The organism is Psychrobacter sp. H27, assembly GCF_059072655.1.
Map to the genome: position 1 here is coordinate 2,720,267 of NZ_JCACRX010000001.1, position 14,918 is coordinate 2,735,184.

The 14,918-nt window shown below is 44.3% G+C and carries 13 protein-coding genes; 10 read left to right on the forward strand and 3 right to left on the reverse strand.

The annotated features are described in order from the left end of the window. The first annotated feature begins 36 nt into the window (after nt 1-36). The 7 genes from nuoI to AC5JPY_RS11300 all read left to right on the forward strand — a co-directional run bounded on the left by nuoI (nt 37) and on the right by AC5JPY_RS11300 (nt 7,729). Entirely contained in the window at nt 37-585 is a 549-nt protein-coding gene (gene nuoI / locus AC5JPY_RS11270; protein ID WP_010198902.1) for an NADH-quinone oxidoreductase subunit NuoI, read from the forward strand. Further along, entirely contained in the window at nt 582-1,325 is a 744-nt protein-coding gene (gene nuoJ / locus AC5JPY_RS11275) for an NADH-quinone oxidoreductase subunit J (RefSeq protein ID WP_493852481.1), read from the forward strand. The genes nuoI and nuoJ overlap by 4 nt, the downstream gene beginning before the upstream one ends. Nucleotides 1,326-1,423: 98 nt before the next feature. Continuing rightward, nucleotides 1,424-1,732, forward strand: a complete 309-nt coding sequence (gene nuoK / locus AC5JPY_RS11280; RefSeq protein ID WP_025653102.1) for an NADH-quinone oxidoreductase subunit NuoK — start codon at nt 1,424-1,426, stop codon at nt 1,730-1,732. 4 nt (nt 1,733-1,736) lie between these two features. Continuing rightward, the gene (gene nuoL / locus AC5JPY_RS11285; RefSeq protein ID WP_493852482.1) at nt 1,737-3,611 is read left to right on the forward strand and encodes an NADH-quinone oxidoreductase subunit L; all 1,875 of its coding nucleotides are present in this window, start codon (nt 1,737-1,739) and stop codon (nt 3,609-3,611) included. A 3-nt stretch (nt 3,612-3,614) separates the two neighbouring features. Further along, nucleotides 3,615-5,240, forward strand: coding sequence for an NADH-quinone oxidoreductase subunit M (gene nuoM, locus AC5JPY_RS11290; protein WP_319049918.1), 1,626 nt, complete (start codon nt 3,615-3,617; stop codon nt 5,238-5,240). A gap of 3 nt (nt 5,241-5,243) precedes the next feature. Continuing rightward, entirely contained in the window at nt 5,244-6,722 is a 1,479-nt protein-coding gene (locus AC5JPY_RS11295) for an NADH-quinone oxidoreductase subunit N (RefSeq protein ID WP_493852483.1), read from the forward strand. A 176-nt stretch (nt 6,723-6,898) separates the two neighbouring features. Beyond that, nucleotides 6,899-7,729 carry a ferredoxin--NADP reductase gene (locus AC5JPY_RS11300; RefSeq protein WP_493852484.1) on the forward strand — a complete coding sequence of 277 codons (831 nt, stop codon included), beginning with the start codon at nt 6,899-6,901 and terminating at the stop codon, nt 7,727-7,729. 93 nt (nt 7,730-7,822) lie between these two features. Here AC5JPY_RS11300 and AC5JPY_RS11305 read toward each other — a convergent pair whose 3' ends face one another. Next, on the reverse strand, nt 7,823-8,602 hold the full coding sequence (locus AC5JPY_RS11305) for a hypothetical protein (RefSeq protein WP_493852485.1): 780 nt from the start codon (nt 8,600-8,602) through the stop codon (nt 7,823-7,825). A 535-nt stretch (nt 8,603-9,137) separates the two neighbouring features. Here AC5JPY_RS11305 and AC5JPY_RS11310 point away from each other — a divergent pair. The 3 genes from AC5JPY_RS11310 (at nt 9,138) to AC5JPY_RS11320 (ending at nt 12,542) form a co-directional block, all read left to right on the forward strand. Then, nucleotides 9,138-10,445 (forward strand): RNA-guided endonuclease InsQ/TnpB family protein, encoded by a 1,308-nt coding sequence (locus AC5JPY_RS11310; RefSeq protein WP_493852486.1) that lies wholly within the window; start codon nt 9,138-9,140, stop codon nt 10,443-10,445. A gap of 229 nt (nt 10,446-10,674) precedes the next feature. Next, the gene (locus AC5JPY_RS11315) at nt 10,675-11,502 is read left to right on the forward strand and encodes an energy transducer TonB (protein ID WP_493852487.1); all 828 of its coding nucleotides are present in this window, start codon (nt 10,675-10,677) and stop codon (nt 11,500-11,502) included. Nucleotides 11,503-11,666: 164 nt separating this feature from the next. After that, nucleotides 11,667-12,542, forward strand: coding sequence for a mechanosensitive ion channel family protein (locus AC5JPY_RS11320; protein ID WP_319049923.1), 876 nt, complete (start codon nt 11,667-11,669; stop codon nt 12,540-12,542). A 34-nt stretch (nt 12,543-12,576) separates the two neighbouring features. On the opposite strand, the gene ybeY is transcribed toward AC5JPY_RS11320, so the two are convergent. Both ybeY and AC5JPY_RS11330 read right to left on the reverse strand, forming a co-directional pair. Continuing rightward, nucleotides 12,577-13,206, reverse strand: a complete 630-nt coding sequence (ybeY, locus tag AC5JPY_RS11325) for an rRNA maturation RNase YbeY (protein WP_493852488.1) — start codon at nt 13,204-13,206, stop codon at nt 12,577-12,579. 325 nt (nt 13,207-13,531) lie between these two features. Beyond that, nucleotides 13,532-14,617, reverse strand: coding sequence for a PhoH family protein (locus AC5JPY_RS11330; protein WP_493852734.1), 1,086 nt, complete (start codon nt 14,615-14,617; stop codon nt 13,532-13,534). Nucleotides 14,618-14,918 lie beyond the last annotated feature (301 nt).

Consider the following 14,918-nt stretch of genomic DNA (forward strand, 5'->3'; position numbering starts at 1 on the left):
ATGAACTAGGGTAAAGCTGATAAGGATAATAATCCCATGTTTACTACCATAAAAAAGACCGTCATTGGTATATTTACCATTGTCCGCAGCATGTGGATGGTCAATAGTCATGCGCTCAGACCGCGTGATACCATCCTTTATCCTGAAGAGCCGGTACCTGTACCGCCGCGTTTTCGTGGACGTATTGTCCTAACACGTGATCCTGACGGAGACGAGCGCTGTGTCGCTTGTAATTTGTGTGCGGTGGCATGTCCGGTAGGGTGTATCTCATTACAAAAAGCCGAGCGTGAAGATGGGCGTTGGTATCCAGAGTTTTTCCGTATCAATTTCTCACGCTGTATCTTTTGTGGATTATGTGAAGAAGCCTGTCCAACGACAGCGATTCAAATGACCCCAGATTTTGAGCTGGGTGAATATAAGCGCCAAGATTTGGTCTATGAAAAAGAGCATTTGCTCATTTCAGGACCAGGTAAATACCCTGATTATAACTATTATCGTGTGACAGGTATGGCGGTAGCAGATAAACCAAAAGGTGCAGCACAAAATGAGTCTGCACCGATTGATCTAAGGAGCTTGCTACCATGATGAATATTTTGAACCATCCTGAATTGGCTGGGTTTTATTCACTTGCAGCAGTGGCGATATTTGCCAGTCTGCGCGTCGTGACTCAGGCCAATCCAGTGCATGCTATCTTATCGATGATTGTGTCATTATTGGCAATCGCTGGGATATTTTTTGTACTCGGTGCGCCATTTGCGGGTGCGCTAGAGATCGTTGTTTATGCCGGCGCCATCATGGTGCTATTTGTCTTTGTCATTATGATGCTCAATCTAGGTATGAGTAATGACGAGCGCGAAGAGCGTTGGCTCGATGCGGGCACTTGGGCAATACCGACAGGATTGACGCTGATTATTGCAGTCGTGCTATACGCAATGATCGGTCTTAATCATGATGATGCGGTCATGATGGGCGGCACTACTATCTCTGCCAAAGCAGTGGGTACGGTGCTATTTACCAAATACATTATGTTGGTTGAAGTGGCAGCATTGCTACTGCTAGCAGCACTGGTTGCGGCCTATCATTTGGGTAAAGAATCGATCGATGAAGAGATCGTTGGTAACGATAGCCAAGACTTTCAGCCGAGCGTGGGTAGTATTGAGCTGTACGATAATGACAGCACCCACACAGAGCATGATGCTGTACAAATGGCTAAGCCCTACGAATATAAAGATGTTGACCCGCATGACTATGTAGGTATGAAGGTTGGTACGAAAGCAGGTAGCCAAGTAGGTGCGAACAAAGTCACGCGCAAGGAGTCAGACTAATGGTACTAGCAGCAAGCGTGGCACAAGATGTGTCAAACGTGCCGTTTGCCCACGAGGTGGCAGGCTTAGTACAGCCAGTTGCCGAGGCGCAGAACGTACTGGGTATGATACCCATGAGCCATGGATTGATTTTGGCAGGTATTTTATTTGCCATTGGTTTGTGCGGCGTCATGGTACGACGTAACTTCCTATTTATGCTTATGAGCCTTGAGATCATGATGAATGCGGCAGCATTGGCATTTGTGGTGGCGGGGAGTCGCTGGGTCGATCCAGACGGGCAGATTATGTTTATCTTTATTTTGACCTTGGCTGCGGCCGAGGCGTCAATTGGTCTGGCAATATTATTGCGTTTTTATCATCAGCGTGGGCATCTCGATGTCGATAGCGCCAATGAGATGAAAGGATGATGTCATGAGTTTATTACCATTAACCTTTATATTTCCGCTCATTGGCTTTTTGATTTTAGCCTTTATGCGTGACAAATTATCAGAGACGGTCGCAGCGATTGTTGGCGTAGGTAGCATGCTGTTATCAGCACTATGCACGCTGGTGGTTAGCTATACCTTTTTGACCACCAATCCAGCAGGAACGGTCGTACAGGTTCCGCTGTGGACATGGTTCCAAGTGGGCGACTTTGCGCCAAACTTTGGATTGAGCTTTGATGGCTTAGCACTGACTATGACGGGCGTTATCACTGGCATTGGCTTTTTGATTCATCTATTTGCTTCTTGGTACATGAAAGGCGACACTGGGTTTGCCCGTTTTTTTAGCTATATGAATTTGTTCGTGGCTAGTATGTTGTTACTGGTGCTAGCAGACGACTTGTTTTTGCTTTATCTCGGCTGGGAAGGCGTGGGTATCTGCTCGTATCTATTGATTGGTTATTATTACCACGATAGAGCCAATGGTCGCGCCGCGATGAAAGCCTTTACCGTCACACGTGTCGGTGATGTGTTCTTAGCCTTTGGTTTGTTTTTATTATTCCGCGAGTTCGGTACGCTCAATATTCAAGAAATTATTACGCGTGCGCCGGAAGTGTTTGACATCAACAATCCAACGATGATGCTAACGACTATGATGTTGGTTGGCGGCGCGATGGGTAAATCAGCGCAGCTTCCACTACATACATGGCTTGCTGATGCGATGGCAGGTCCAACACCTGTATCAGCACTTATTCACGCTGCGACGATGGTAACGGCAGGGGTTTATCTGATTGCCCGCTTGCATCCATTGTTTGAGCTGACACCAGGTATCTTATTGTACTGGGTTGGCGGCGTGGGTGCATTGACGCTGGTCGTTGCTGGATTCTGTGCACTCGCGCAAACAGACATCAAACGTATCCTTGCGTATTCAACTATGAGTCAAATCGGCTATATGTTTCTGGCGCTTGGTGTGGGTGCATGGCAAGGGGCAATCTTCCATCTAATGACCCATGCTTTTTTCAAAGCATTACTGTTCTTATCGTCAGGTGCGGTCATCCTTGCCGTACATCATGAGCAAGACATCTTTAAGATGGGCGGCCTGCGCAAAAAGATTCCATTGGTATTTTGGTGTTATATCGTCGGTGGCGGTGCACTTGCTGCCATACCTTGGGTTACCGTTGGCTTTTATTCTAAAGAAGCGATTCTTTGGGAGACGTATGCGACGGGTCATTTAGTCTTATTCTATATGGGTGTATTCGGTGCTTTCTTAACCGCAATTTATACGTTCCGTATGATTTGGATTATATTCTTTGGTGAAGAAAAAACCCATGCCCATAAGCTATCAGGCGTATCGTACTGGTTGCCTTTGACGGTGTTACTCGTGCTATCTACCGCTGTTGGTGCGTGGATTACACCGCCATTAGATGGCGTATTGCCAGAGAGCGTTGGTCATCTATTAGAAGTCGCGGGTGATGCACATGCCAAGCACACTGCAGAGTATATTGCGATGGGTGCGATGGCGGCAGGTTTGATATTGGCGGCACTATTATACGTCGTCAATAAAGGTCGCATGCTGACCAGCTTTAAGCGCTCACGTATTGGTGGGGCGCTATATCACTGGTGCTACCATGGCCTAGGTTTTGATGCGCTGTATGATGTGATTTTTGTAAAACCCTTTTTGTTCATCGGCCGCTTACTTAAAGCCGACCCTATCGATAAAACGTGGCTAACATTACCTAAACTGGCTTCAGTAGGTAACAAAGTATTGTCTGCGACGCAAACAGGGTCACTTCGAGGTTATGCTACAAGCTTTGGTTTGGGTATGGCTGTATTGCTGGTGCTGGTAATGATGACGGTGGTGTAAAAGATGATTGAATTACAACAAACGTGGATGCTACCAGCATTAATCGCAATTCCCTTTATTGCAGGGTTGCTATGCTGGTTGGTAGAGCGATTTAATAAACGTCTGCCGCGCTGGATTGCCTTAATTGGTATGACGTTGACCTTTGCGTTGTCATTGGTACTTTGGCAGCAAGGTGATTTTAGCGGTATGAGCAAGCAGGTCATTGCGCCAGATGCGGCGGTGCCTTGGGTCGCTGAGTTCAGTGTGCCATGGATACCAAGCTTCGGTATTAGTTTTCATTTAGCATTAGACGGTCTGTCATTGATGATGGTGGCATTGACTGGTTTGCTAGGTGTGGCAGCTGTTGCCTGTTCTTGGAATGAGATTCAGCGCCGTGTTGGTTTTTTCCACCTAAACTTGCTATGGAGTTTGGGCGGCGTCATCGGGGTTTTCCTAGCGATTGACCTATTCTTATTCTTCTTCTTTTGGGAGATGATGTTGGTTCCTATCTATTTCTTGATCGCCATTTGGGGTCATGATGTGGTTGGTAAAACCAAAGAATACGCGGCAACTAAGTTCTTTATTTATACCCAAGCGTCTGGGCTTATCATGCTCATCGGTATCTTGGTGTTGGTCATTATCAGCTATGCCCAAAAAGGCGTGGTGAGCTTCAATTATAATGATTTGCTCGGTACGTCTCTTGGCGGCTGGGAATACCCAATCATGCTGTGCTTCTTTATTGGTTTTGCGGTGAAATTGCCAATTATTCCTTTCCATGGCTGGTTGCCAGATGCGCATGCGCAGGCACCAACAGCTGGTTCGGTAGATTTGGCAGGTGTTTTGATTAAAACTGCTGCATATGGTTTGATTCGTTTTGTCTTGCCATTATTCCCAGTAGCGTCACAAGAGTTTGCACCGATAGCGATCACCTTGGGTACGATTGGTATCTTCTATGGCGCGTGGCTCGCGTTTATGCAGACCGATATGAAGCGTTTGCTTGCTTATACCAGTATCTCGCACATGGGTTTTGTGGTACTAGCAATCTATGCAGGGACATTGCTCAGCTTACAAGGTCTGATGATTCAAATGCTTGCTCATGGTTTGAGTTCAGCCGCACTATTCATTATGGCAGGGCAGTTGTATGAGCGTTTGCATACTCGTGATTTGACATTGATGGGTGGTATGTGGGGTCAGTTCCGTTACTACGCGCCGATCCTGATGTTCTTCTGTGCCGCGTTGTTGGGTATCCCAGGTACAGGTAACTTCATTGGCGAGTTCATGATTTTATTTGGCTCATTTGCTCAGTATCCTGTGTTTGTGGTGTTTGCAACATTTAGCTTGGTACTAGCTGGTCTGTACTCACTTATTTTGATTCATCGCGCATTATTTGGTGAAAACAACATCGCCGCATTGGCAGAGCGAGAAACCAAGTCACATGGTCTACCTGTTCGTAAGCTAAAAGATCTTGGCAAACGCGAGTTGTCACTACTACTAATGCTGGCGGCTGGTCTGGTATGGCTTGGACTATATCCACAGCCATTCCTTGATACGTCAAGTCATGCGATGCAGTGGATCAACAACGCATATATATACAGTCAAGTGACGCAGGTAGATGCATCGCAACTGCTTGATGTAATGGAGGCACGTTAAGTCATGAATGAGATTAAGATGAATGATTTGATAGGATTGTTGCCTTACGCGCCGATCATTGCCGTGGTCATTACGGTACTCGTAGTGATGATTGCACTCACTGTTAAACGCTCTCATATGGTCACTGGTACGATTACGGTGGTCGGTTTAAACATCGGTCTATTTACCTTATTAGGGCAAATGGCTGGTCTAATCGAGAGCGGTGTTATTGCGCCAAATGCTGAGCAGTTATTTGTTATTGATAACTTCGCTCAGTTTAATATGGTAGTGATTTTTGTCTGTGCCTTGGCTTGCTGTACGTTATCGTATGCATACCTCGCCAACCTAAAAGACAATAAAGAAGAGCTGTACTTGCTCATGTTGCTAGCGACCACTGGTGCACTACTAATGGTAAGCGCGCAGCACATGGCATCGTTCTTTATGAGTCTAGAGATGCTATCAGTACCGCTATATGGGATGCTGGCTTACACGTATATGCGTAACCAGTCGCTTGAGTCAGGACTTAAATATTTGGTGCTATCGGCGACCGCATCAGCAACGCTGCTGATGGGCATGGCCTTTATCTATGCAGAAGTAGGCTCGCTGGCATTTAAGCCAATCAACATGGTACTGGGTAATTTATTTGAGTCGCCACTATTGATTTTGGGTGCGGCGATGATGATGTTTGGTATCGCGTTCAAGCTCTCTGCAGCTCCCTTTCATATGTGGACACCCGATGTGTACGAAGGGGCACCAGCACCTATCGCTACTTTTTTAGCCTCTGTATCAAAAGTTGCGATGATGGCGCTAGCGGTTCGCTTCTTGATCGATACGGCGTTATTAGCACTACCATCAGTACAAATGCTACTAATGGTAATGGCGACCTTGTCCATTTTAGTGGGTAACCTACTGGCAGTACGTCAGACCAGTCTTAAGCGTCTACTCGGTTATTCTTCTATTGCCCATATGGGTTACGTGATGATCGTTATCGTCAGTATTGGCTCAGCTGCTGATAGTATCTCTAGTATGTATATGGCAGTCTATGCCTTTACCTCTATTGGTGCCTTTGGTGTCGTGACGTTGATGTCGAGTCCATACCGCTTATCTGGTGAAGCTGACGAGCTGACTCATTATCAGGGGTTATTCTGGCGTCGTCCAGTACTGACTGCTGTGATGACTATTATGATGTTGTCATTGGCTGGTATTCCACTGACGGCAGGCTTTATCACAAAGCTATTTGCTATCTTGGCTGCGGTACAAGGCACCAATTGGTTCTTGGCTGCGATGATTATTTTGGGTAGTGCGATTGGTCTATTCTACTACTTGCGCGTTCTACTCACGCTGTTCAAACGTCCTAAGCAGTTTATTGAGTTTGATGTCTCTGGACAATGGGGTATTCGTACCGGTGGTATCATGGTCATTGCGGTCACAGCGATTATTCTGTTCTTTGGTATCTTGCCGAACAGCATGATTGAGTGGGCAAGCTTGGCTCGTATTTGGTAGTATCAAGATTGAACAGTAGATAAGCCTTATCTACTGTTACGGTTAAAAAACCAAGATGCGCCCGCTTTATGATAAGCTTGGCGCATCTTTTTTTGCCTGCCTTCGCTTGCTGTTACTTACCTGGCGAGGGTCTCTGATAAAAATACAGCTTAACAAAGTATGAGTGACGAATAACTATGAGTGATAATATTCAAACGGTAACGGTACTGAGCAAAACCACTTGGACGCCCAATCTATTTAGCTTTACCGTCAGCCGTCCTGAGAGCTTTAAGTTTACAGCGGGGCAGTTTGTACGTTTAGGGGTTAATCCTAGTCAGTTGAAATATTACCAAGAGCAGAATGACGCAAATGATGCCGCTACCGATGCAGCATTGAATGAAGATATTTTTCGTGCATATTCGATTGTGTCTTCGCCGTTTGATGAGGTACTAGAGTTTTTCTCTATTGTGATACCTGATGGTGCCTTTACGTCGCAGTTGCAGCATTTGCAAGTGGGCGATGAGTTACTGCTCAACACCATGCCATTTGGATTTTTGACCTTGGCACGTTATCAAAAACCATTACCAAAGGATTTGTGGTTGCTTGCGACAGGCACGGGTCTTGCACCATTTTTATCGATGCTACAAGATCTAAAGACATGGGAAGACTACGAGCATATCGTACTGGCTTATAGCGCACGTTCGATAGAAGAGCTTGCTTACGTTGAGCAGATCGAGCGCTTGCAAGAAGACTTTGGCACGCTAGTTGATAATCCAGCAAGGCTTATCTTTATCCCCATTGTCACAAGAGAGACTGTCGAAGGTGCACTGTCAGAGCGTTTGCCTAAGCTGTTGTTAGAGGGTAGGCTGCAAGAGCGCGCAGGGATCGCTTTAGATATTGATACGACTCATGTCATGCTATGCGGCAACCCAGATATGGTAGAAGATACCAAAGAGACACTGAAGACGCTAGGTCTGGTGATGAATCGCCGCGGTGAAGGCAATATCGCTGTCGAGAATTACTGGTAGTCATAGTCAATCTCACAAAAAACGCTGTATCTTTGAGGTCATTAGACTTTAGATACAGCGTTTTTTTATGTGTTGAGGTTTTACTTTAGCGCACTATTCTTGGCTGGGTTCCGTTGCGTCGTCGATAGGATTTATCGGGCCTTGCATGATTTGAGGCTCGTCATCATCGCCAATAATATCTTCGTTGTTTGTTGAGGCTAGCAGGTCACGATAGTTGACTTGAGCCTTCAAGACCATCTGATCTTCTTCGAGCTTACCGTAATTTACCTGCACCTTATACAAAGCGCCCATGATCTTTTTATTGTTCTTTAGCCAGCGATGGATATCGAGGTAAATAACCTCGTCTTTTGGTCGTGCGATATTGACATAAGAGAGGATAAAGCCCAGCGGGTCTTTTTTGAGGACACTATGATAAAACCAGATAGCAAGCTTAACGCCTTGGCGTTTGATAAAAGACTCACAGCGTAGGTTTAGTATGTCGGTATAGGTTTGCTGACCAAACACAAAGCGCTGGACGTTGCGATCAAGCTGTACATGGATCAAGCTAAAATTACTGGCGATCTCAGCATATATGCCGCCAGCATCAACCGTACAGTAAAGACGAAACCAGTCATCATGCAGCTCAACACGTAGCTCTAGTATTGCTTTTACATTGTCCGTCACAAAATTTTGTAGCGCATCATTGACGTAGGTTTGTGCGATGGGTAAGGATATCTCGTCTTCAAGCTTTTCTGTGGTTCGGTTATAGATGTCTCTAACCGATTGGGCAATGCGATCCCAACCGTTGCCGAGTGACTCGTCAAAACGATAGCCGATATTCTCAAAGAACTCGTCAAAATTGTCTGAATTGTTTACGTTATCAAAGTCACTCAAACTTATTATCCTTACAATTATAGGGCTTATCATTCGATAGGTGGTACACAGCATACTGACATCTGATATAAACGAAAACCTTGTATCAGATACCAGTAGACAATGATTTTGCACCGAATAATGGGGTGCTTAGTGTCACAGTGCTAAAACAGTATATAACAAATACAGTGGCTTCAAAATGGACACATGCGTTTTATGACAATTCATTTGATATCACAAGCCTTATATCTGTTTTATCATGATTTTGAGAATGTGATTATTATTGAAATTAATATGGTTTATTGCTTGAACTGACAGTGTTCATTGAGAGCAGTATTCAGTGACAACAGTATCAAATGATAAGGTCAAAGTAATACCAGTGATGGTTAAGCTAGCGACATAATTCTATAAAAAAAGCGAAAAAGGACTCCACCCGACATTAGGGTGTAGGTGAGTTTCGCTTAGTGTTTATTATATATGCATAAAAATTATATACTGAAATAAGCTATAATAAATTGCACAACTGACATTAAAATAAATAAAATGAATTGGTATTATGAAAATCAACAAAGCGTACAAATTTAGGCTTGAGCCTAATAAGGAGCAGGAAATTATTTTAAATAATCTTGTCGGCTCTGCACGTTTTGTTTGGAATCAAATGCTAGCGATCTCATTTGAGATGTTTGCTAAAGATGAGTTTATCAATGCCACCAACCTTGTTAACAAAATTATAGGTTTAAAGAACAACCCTGATTTCGAGTTCTTAAAAAGCAGCTCAAACGCGGTGTCTTTACAACAAAAAGTACGTGATCTGGCATCGGCTTGGTCACGTTTCTTTGATCCTAAAGCACATGCCAGGCTAAAAGAAAATAAAAAGAAACCTCGCAAACCCAAGTTTTTTAAACTGGCTGATGGCACAGAAATTCAACGACGACCATTGATGCCACAATTTAAGCGTAAATCCGATGGCTGTGACTCAATTCGCTTGGTTCAGTTTGATAAATACTGTCGTGTTGAGGGCAATCGAGTAAAACTACCGAATGGCGTGGGCTTGGTGAAGTTTAGAAAATCGCAAGACATCATCGGCACGATTAAAAACATCACCATTAGCAAGAAATCAGGTCGCTGGTATGTGTCGTTTGGCACAGAGCACGAGCTGACAGAGAACCCTCGTCACCCCTCTAAAAGCGCTATTGGCTTGGACGTGGGCATCAGTAAACTACTCACCACCTCAAACGGTGAATATATTAAACCTAAGAACAGTTTTAAAGCCAATCAAGTAAAACTGGCTAAATTACAGCGTCAATTAAGCAGGAAGGTTCTGTTTAGCCAAAACTGGAAAAAGCAAAACCGCAAGATTCAAAAACTCCACAGCCACATTGCCAATATCAGACATGACTACTTGCATAAAATCACCGCCAGCATCAGCAAAAGCCACGCCATGATTGCTTGTGAAGATTTAAAAGTAGCCAATATGTCGAAATCAGCCAGCGGTACGGTGGAGAATAAAGGTCGTCAGGTTAAAGCCAAGTCAGGATTGAATAAATCAATTCTAGATCAAGGCTGGGGCATGATGGTCAATATGCTTGAGTACAAGCAGCAATGGCGCGGTGGGTTACTGATTAAAGTAAATCCACGATATACCAGTCAGACCTGCTTTGAATGCAAGCATATCGCTAAGGAAAACAGACAAACTCAGTCCAAATTCGAGTGCGTCAAATGTGATCATAAAGCCAACGCTGATATTAATGCAGCTAAAAATATTTTATCGGCAGGACATGCCGTTTTGTCTGCGGAGGGAGGATGCAGTAAAGGTCGCCCGTTGAAACAGAAAACAAGTGACGGTCGTGAGAAGGTCGCCTAAGAGCATCTGCTTTTAGAATCCCCCATTTGAGCTTGGCGAAAGTGTGGGAGTATGTCAAGTCATGTTATGATAGCGCCAACATATATCGTGCCTGTCGTTATAGTGCTCGTATCGTACTCATTGCGAAGTGCGGTTGCTGATACACGGCGTCCATAAGCTGAGACCTACTGTGGCCTACATCAAAGACTCACAAAGCTACCATTTTTCAGCGCAATCTCTAAAGCGTGATATGAGCTTACCTATTGCAGTCGTTATTGCGGTCGCTATACACGTATTGATTATTTTTGGTATCAGCTTTTCAATGGGTAAAGACCCTGCAGCGATGATGCAAGATGTCGCAAAGGCCCTGACCGATAATATGCAACCAAATGAGGATGCTCAATTTATTGCCAACGCCTCACAAGCAGGGGGCGGGACAGTAGAGGAGCAGCTCAGACAAGAGAATGACCAAATAAGTCCACTGTCTGCTGAGCAAATGAGCGAGACGCAAGACGTCATCAACTTACAGCGTCAAGTACGACAACAGCGCTATCAAGAGAGCTATCTGCGCACTACGTTGAGTTGGCGGCAGGCGAGCGTAGAGTCGGATAATGACAGTAAACAAGCACAAGACGATCTAATGGCACAAGAGGAGCGTCTGCGTAAGCAAATCGCGACCTTGGAAGCACAGTTGTCTCAGCGCCAGCAAGTCTATGCGACCAAGTCCAAAGTGGTGACGATGGATAGTAATTCGACCACGCGCGGAGCGGCAGCAGATTATATTAATACTTTTCGTGAACACGTCGAGCGCGTCGGTAACTTGCATTATCCTGTGCAAGCGAGGGCGCAAGGTATCACAGGTGAAGTGCGGCTGATGGTTATCATCAGTAATAACGGCAATATTAAGGCCATTCGTCTGCTTGAAAGCTCAAACTCGACGATACTGGATGAAGCAGCCAAGCAATCAGTCAGGCAGGCAGCACCCTTTGGACCATTTACCAAAGATATGCGTGATATCGTTGAGCTGCGCCTGATACGTACTTATCGTTATAGTGACACAGTGGACGTTACATACTAACGTTAGAGAAAGTAAGTAACACGATAAGCGAACATAGAGTAGCAATGAATGCGTCATACTATTTTGGCGAAAATCATTGCTTGGCGATGGTCATTGCAAACAAGATAATGGTAAGTAACCAGTACCCAAATTTATAATACACCGCTATAGAATAAAGAGTCAGTATGGAATTTTTAGGTTTTACAGTAGATGTTGCAGCGCTCACCAACAATGCATTAGAGCTAGTCATAAAGGTAGCACTAGCCATATTAATATTCATTGTCGGGCGCTGGCTTGCCAAGAAGGCTGTCGCTTTTGCAGATCGTTTGATGACGCGTAGTCATTTAGATGAAACAGTCTCTGGCTTTCTAAGTCGTCTGTTGTATGGCGTGCTATTGGTTGTCGTAGTCTTAGCCGCACTTAGCAAAGTTGGCGTACAGACTACCTCGGTCGTTGCTATCTTGGGCGGTGCCGCGGTGGCGGTTGGTTTGTCACTAAAGGATCAGCTATCGAACTTTGCCGCTGGGATTATGATTGTGACTTTTCGTCCGTTTGTGCGCGGTGACTATGTGCAGATCAGTAGCTATACAGGTACAGTGACAGAGATTAACTTGGTCAACACCCATCTAACGACGATCAACAATCACGATATTATTATCCCGAACAGCGACATCACAACATCGCCAGTAGTCAACTACACTGCGTTACCCAATCGCCGTGTCGATATCACAGTTGGGATTGGCTATGATGCGGATATCAAAACAGCCAAAGATCTGATGCTGAGCCTAGCCAGAAACAATCCACTGTCTTTTACCGACCCTGAGCCTATCGTACGAGTGACCAATCTAGGCGACAACTCAGTTGATTTGACACTGAACGTCTGGACCACCAACGATGACTGGTGGTCGATGCAGTGCCAATTGCTTGAGCAATTCAAGCACGCTCTAGATGATGAGAAAATTGAGATTCCATTCCCGCAGCGTAGCGTCCATGTTAAAGGTCTGGATCATATGATCAATCAAATGGGTCAAGCACAAAAACTACCACTATCTAAAGACTAACTGGACTAAAGACTAATTGATAAAAACAGCTGTGTTAGATATACGGATTTGGTAGGTTAAGACCTGCCAAAATCTCAATCTCGAAACGCTCCATCTCATCTTGCTCAGCTTGTCCAAGCTCATGATCAAACCCTAGTAAGTGCAGCATACCGTGCACCAGTAAATGGCTAATGTGCTGTGCTAGGGTTTTGTCTTGTTCTTGCGCCTCACGTACCATCACTTCATGACAGATAATAAGCTCACCAAGCGGTAACGTTGGCATAAGACCGATGATCGCAGTAGATAACTCACTTGGATAAGACAAAATATTAGTTGGATAGTCTTTGCCGCGAGCTTCTAAGTTCAGAGCGCGTCCCTCAATCTCATCAGTAATATATAAGTCCAATGCTTTAGATTTCTCTTGCCACAGCTCGGTATCCATATCTGCAAAATAGGGTAAGGTCAGGCCTTTATCGACACGTTTATCGATATAATCTAAAGTTGCTTTTATCACATACAGTAGATGAGCACGATCATAAAACGCATCTAATACCTCATCACTAATGCTATCGGCTGCATTGATATCAAGTGCTGCGAGTTCCGCATCATGACTCATAGCATTACTATCAGTATCAGTATTATCAACATTGGCACCATCAATATTAGTATTGTCAGATTGGCTCATATCATTATCCTTTTTATTGTAGATGGTCGCATATAAACAGCTGCACTATATTTTAGTTAACCTTTTAAATATAGTGGCATCCAAAATAGTACTATTGCTAGAGAGATTCGCTAGTTAGTGCTTTACTCGTATAATTAGCTGACTATAAACTATATCATGAAGGCGACTATCGCTAAGTTATGAGCAGGCAGTGATTAAAAAGCGAGACTACATTGAACGTAGGCTAAACCTGAACCTACGTAAAACTAAATAACGCCTAGTAAGAAAAAACCGGATTACCCTGAGTAATCCGGTCTTTGTTAGAACCAAGCTTTTGAAAATATATTTATAGTTTAGCAGCAGCGTTAGCCACAGCTTGTCTACGCTCTTGCTCCTTGATACGTTCAAACTTACGCTTCTCTTCTAGAGCCATTTGCTCTTCGTCGAATACATCATAAGCTTCAACGATTTGTTGTACCAACTGATGGCGTACCACGTCTTTTGAGTCAAACTTGGTGATATGAATCTCTTCAATGTCTTTTAAGATATCCATTGCTTGCGCCAAACCTGACTTATGACCGCGGGGCAAATCGACCTGAGTGATATCACCAGTAATTACCGCACGTGAGCCAAAGCCCAGACGCGTCAAAAACATTTTCATTTGCTCAGGTGTGGTGTTCTGTGCTTCATCCAAAATGACAAATGAGTTGTTGAGCGTACGACCACGCATATAGGCAAGGGGCGCGATCTCGATAATTTGACGCTCGATCATTTTACCGACTTTCTCAAACCCTATCATCTCATAAAGCGCGTCATATAATGGACGCAAGTATGGATCAATCTTTTGCGTTAGATCCCCTGGCAAGAAGCCCAATTTTTCGCCTGCTTCTACGGCTGGGCGTACGAGTAAGATACGCTCAATCTCGTTGCGCTCAATCATGTCTACCGCACAAGCGACCGCAAGATAGGTCTTACCAGTACCCGCAGGTCCGATACCGAACGAGACATCAGAGCTCAAGACATTTTTTACATAGCGCTGCTGGTTGCCACCGCGCGGAATGATACGACCTTTGCGTGTGCGCAAGCTAATAGGCGTAAACTCATTTGCCTCATCTAAGTCGTCTTCATCTTCGATATCGTCATCTTCCTCATTGTCCATATCTTCATCGCGTGAGATACTCGATTGGATCATCAGGTGCAATTCTTCTGCGCTGATATCTTTGGTGTTTTGAGCTTCATCTACCATCTTGTAGATGATACGTTCACCGCGCTCAACAGCGGTCACATTGCCACTCAGGCAGAAATCACCTTGGCGCTGCATGATTTTGATATCGAGGCGTTCTTGAATATATTTCATGTGGTTGTTGTATTCACCTAGCACAGTTTTGAGCTGTGCTGGCGTTAGAAATTCAAACTTTATACGGCGGCTCATGGTATCAGTCAAGCGATTATCCTTGTATTGTGTGCCCGACGCTATAGTCTAGTATTGCATGCGTCACGGACTTCAGAGATAAAATAGTTAGTAGCGTTGTTATGTTTTAAATCATAAGTGTCTTAAATCACAAGTGTTCTAAATGATAAGTAGTTTCTAAATGACAAATGGTTTTTAGATAATAAGGGTAACGGTCGTTTTGTTATTGGTGTTGTGAAAAATAATAAATAAAAGTCTTGTCTTCATTATGGTAGAGAATTTTTAAAATTCAAGCCATATATTGGATAGATAACGTCGTTTT

Coding starts and splice junctions, on each gene's coding strand:
- ybeY (WP_493852488.1), bottom strand. CDS start 13,206: ATGAGCCAATCTGACAATACTAATATTGATGGTGCCAATGTTGATAAT.
- nuoM (WP_319049918.1), top strand. CDS start 3,615: ATGATTGAATTACAACAAACGTGGATGCTACCAGCATTAATCGCAATT.
- nuoL (WP_493852482.1), top strand. CDS start 1,737: ATGAGTTTATTACCATTAACCTTTATATTTCCGCTCATTGGCTTTTTG.
- nuoI (WP_010198902.1), top strand. CDS start 37: ATGTTTACTACCATAAAAAAGACCGTCATTGGTATATTTACCATTGTC.
- nuoJ (WP_493852481.1), top strand. CDS start 582: ATGATGAATATTTTGAACCATCCTGAATTGGCTGGGTTTTATTCACTT.
- AC5JPY_RS11320 (WP_319049923.1), top strand. CDS start 11,667: ATGGAATTTTTAGGTTTTACAGTAGATGTTGCAGCGCTCACCAACAAT.
- AC5JPY_RS11295 (WP_493852483.1), top strand. CDS start 5,244: ATGAATGAGATTAAGATGAATGATTTGATAGGATTGTTGCCTTACGCG.
- AC5JPY_RS11300 (WP_493852484.1), top strand. CDS start 6,899: ATGAGTGATAATATTCAAACGGTAACGGTACTGAGCAAAACCACTTGG.
- AC5JPY_RS11330 (WP_493852734.1), bottom strand. CDS start 14,617: ATGAGCCGCCGTATAAAGTTTGAATTTCTAACGCCAGCACAGCTCAAA.
- AC5JPY_RS11310 (WP_493852486.1), top strand. CDS start 9,138: ATGAAAATCAACAAAGCGTACAAATTTAGGCTTGAGCCTAATAAGGAG.
- AC5JPY_RS11315 (WP_493852487.1), top strand. CDS start 10,675: ATGAGCTTACCTATTGCAGTCGTTATTGCGGTCGCTATACACGTATTG.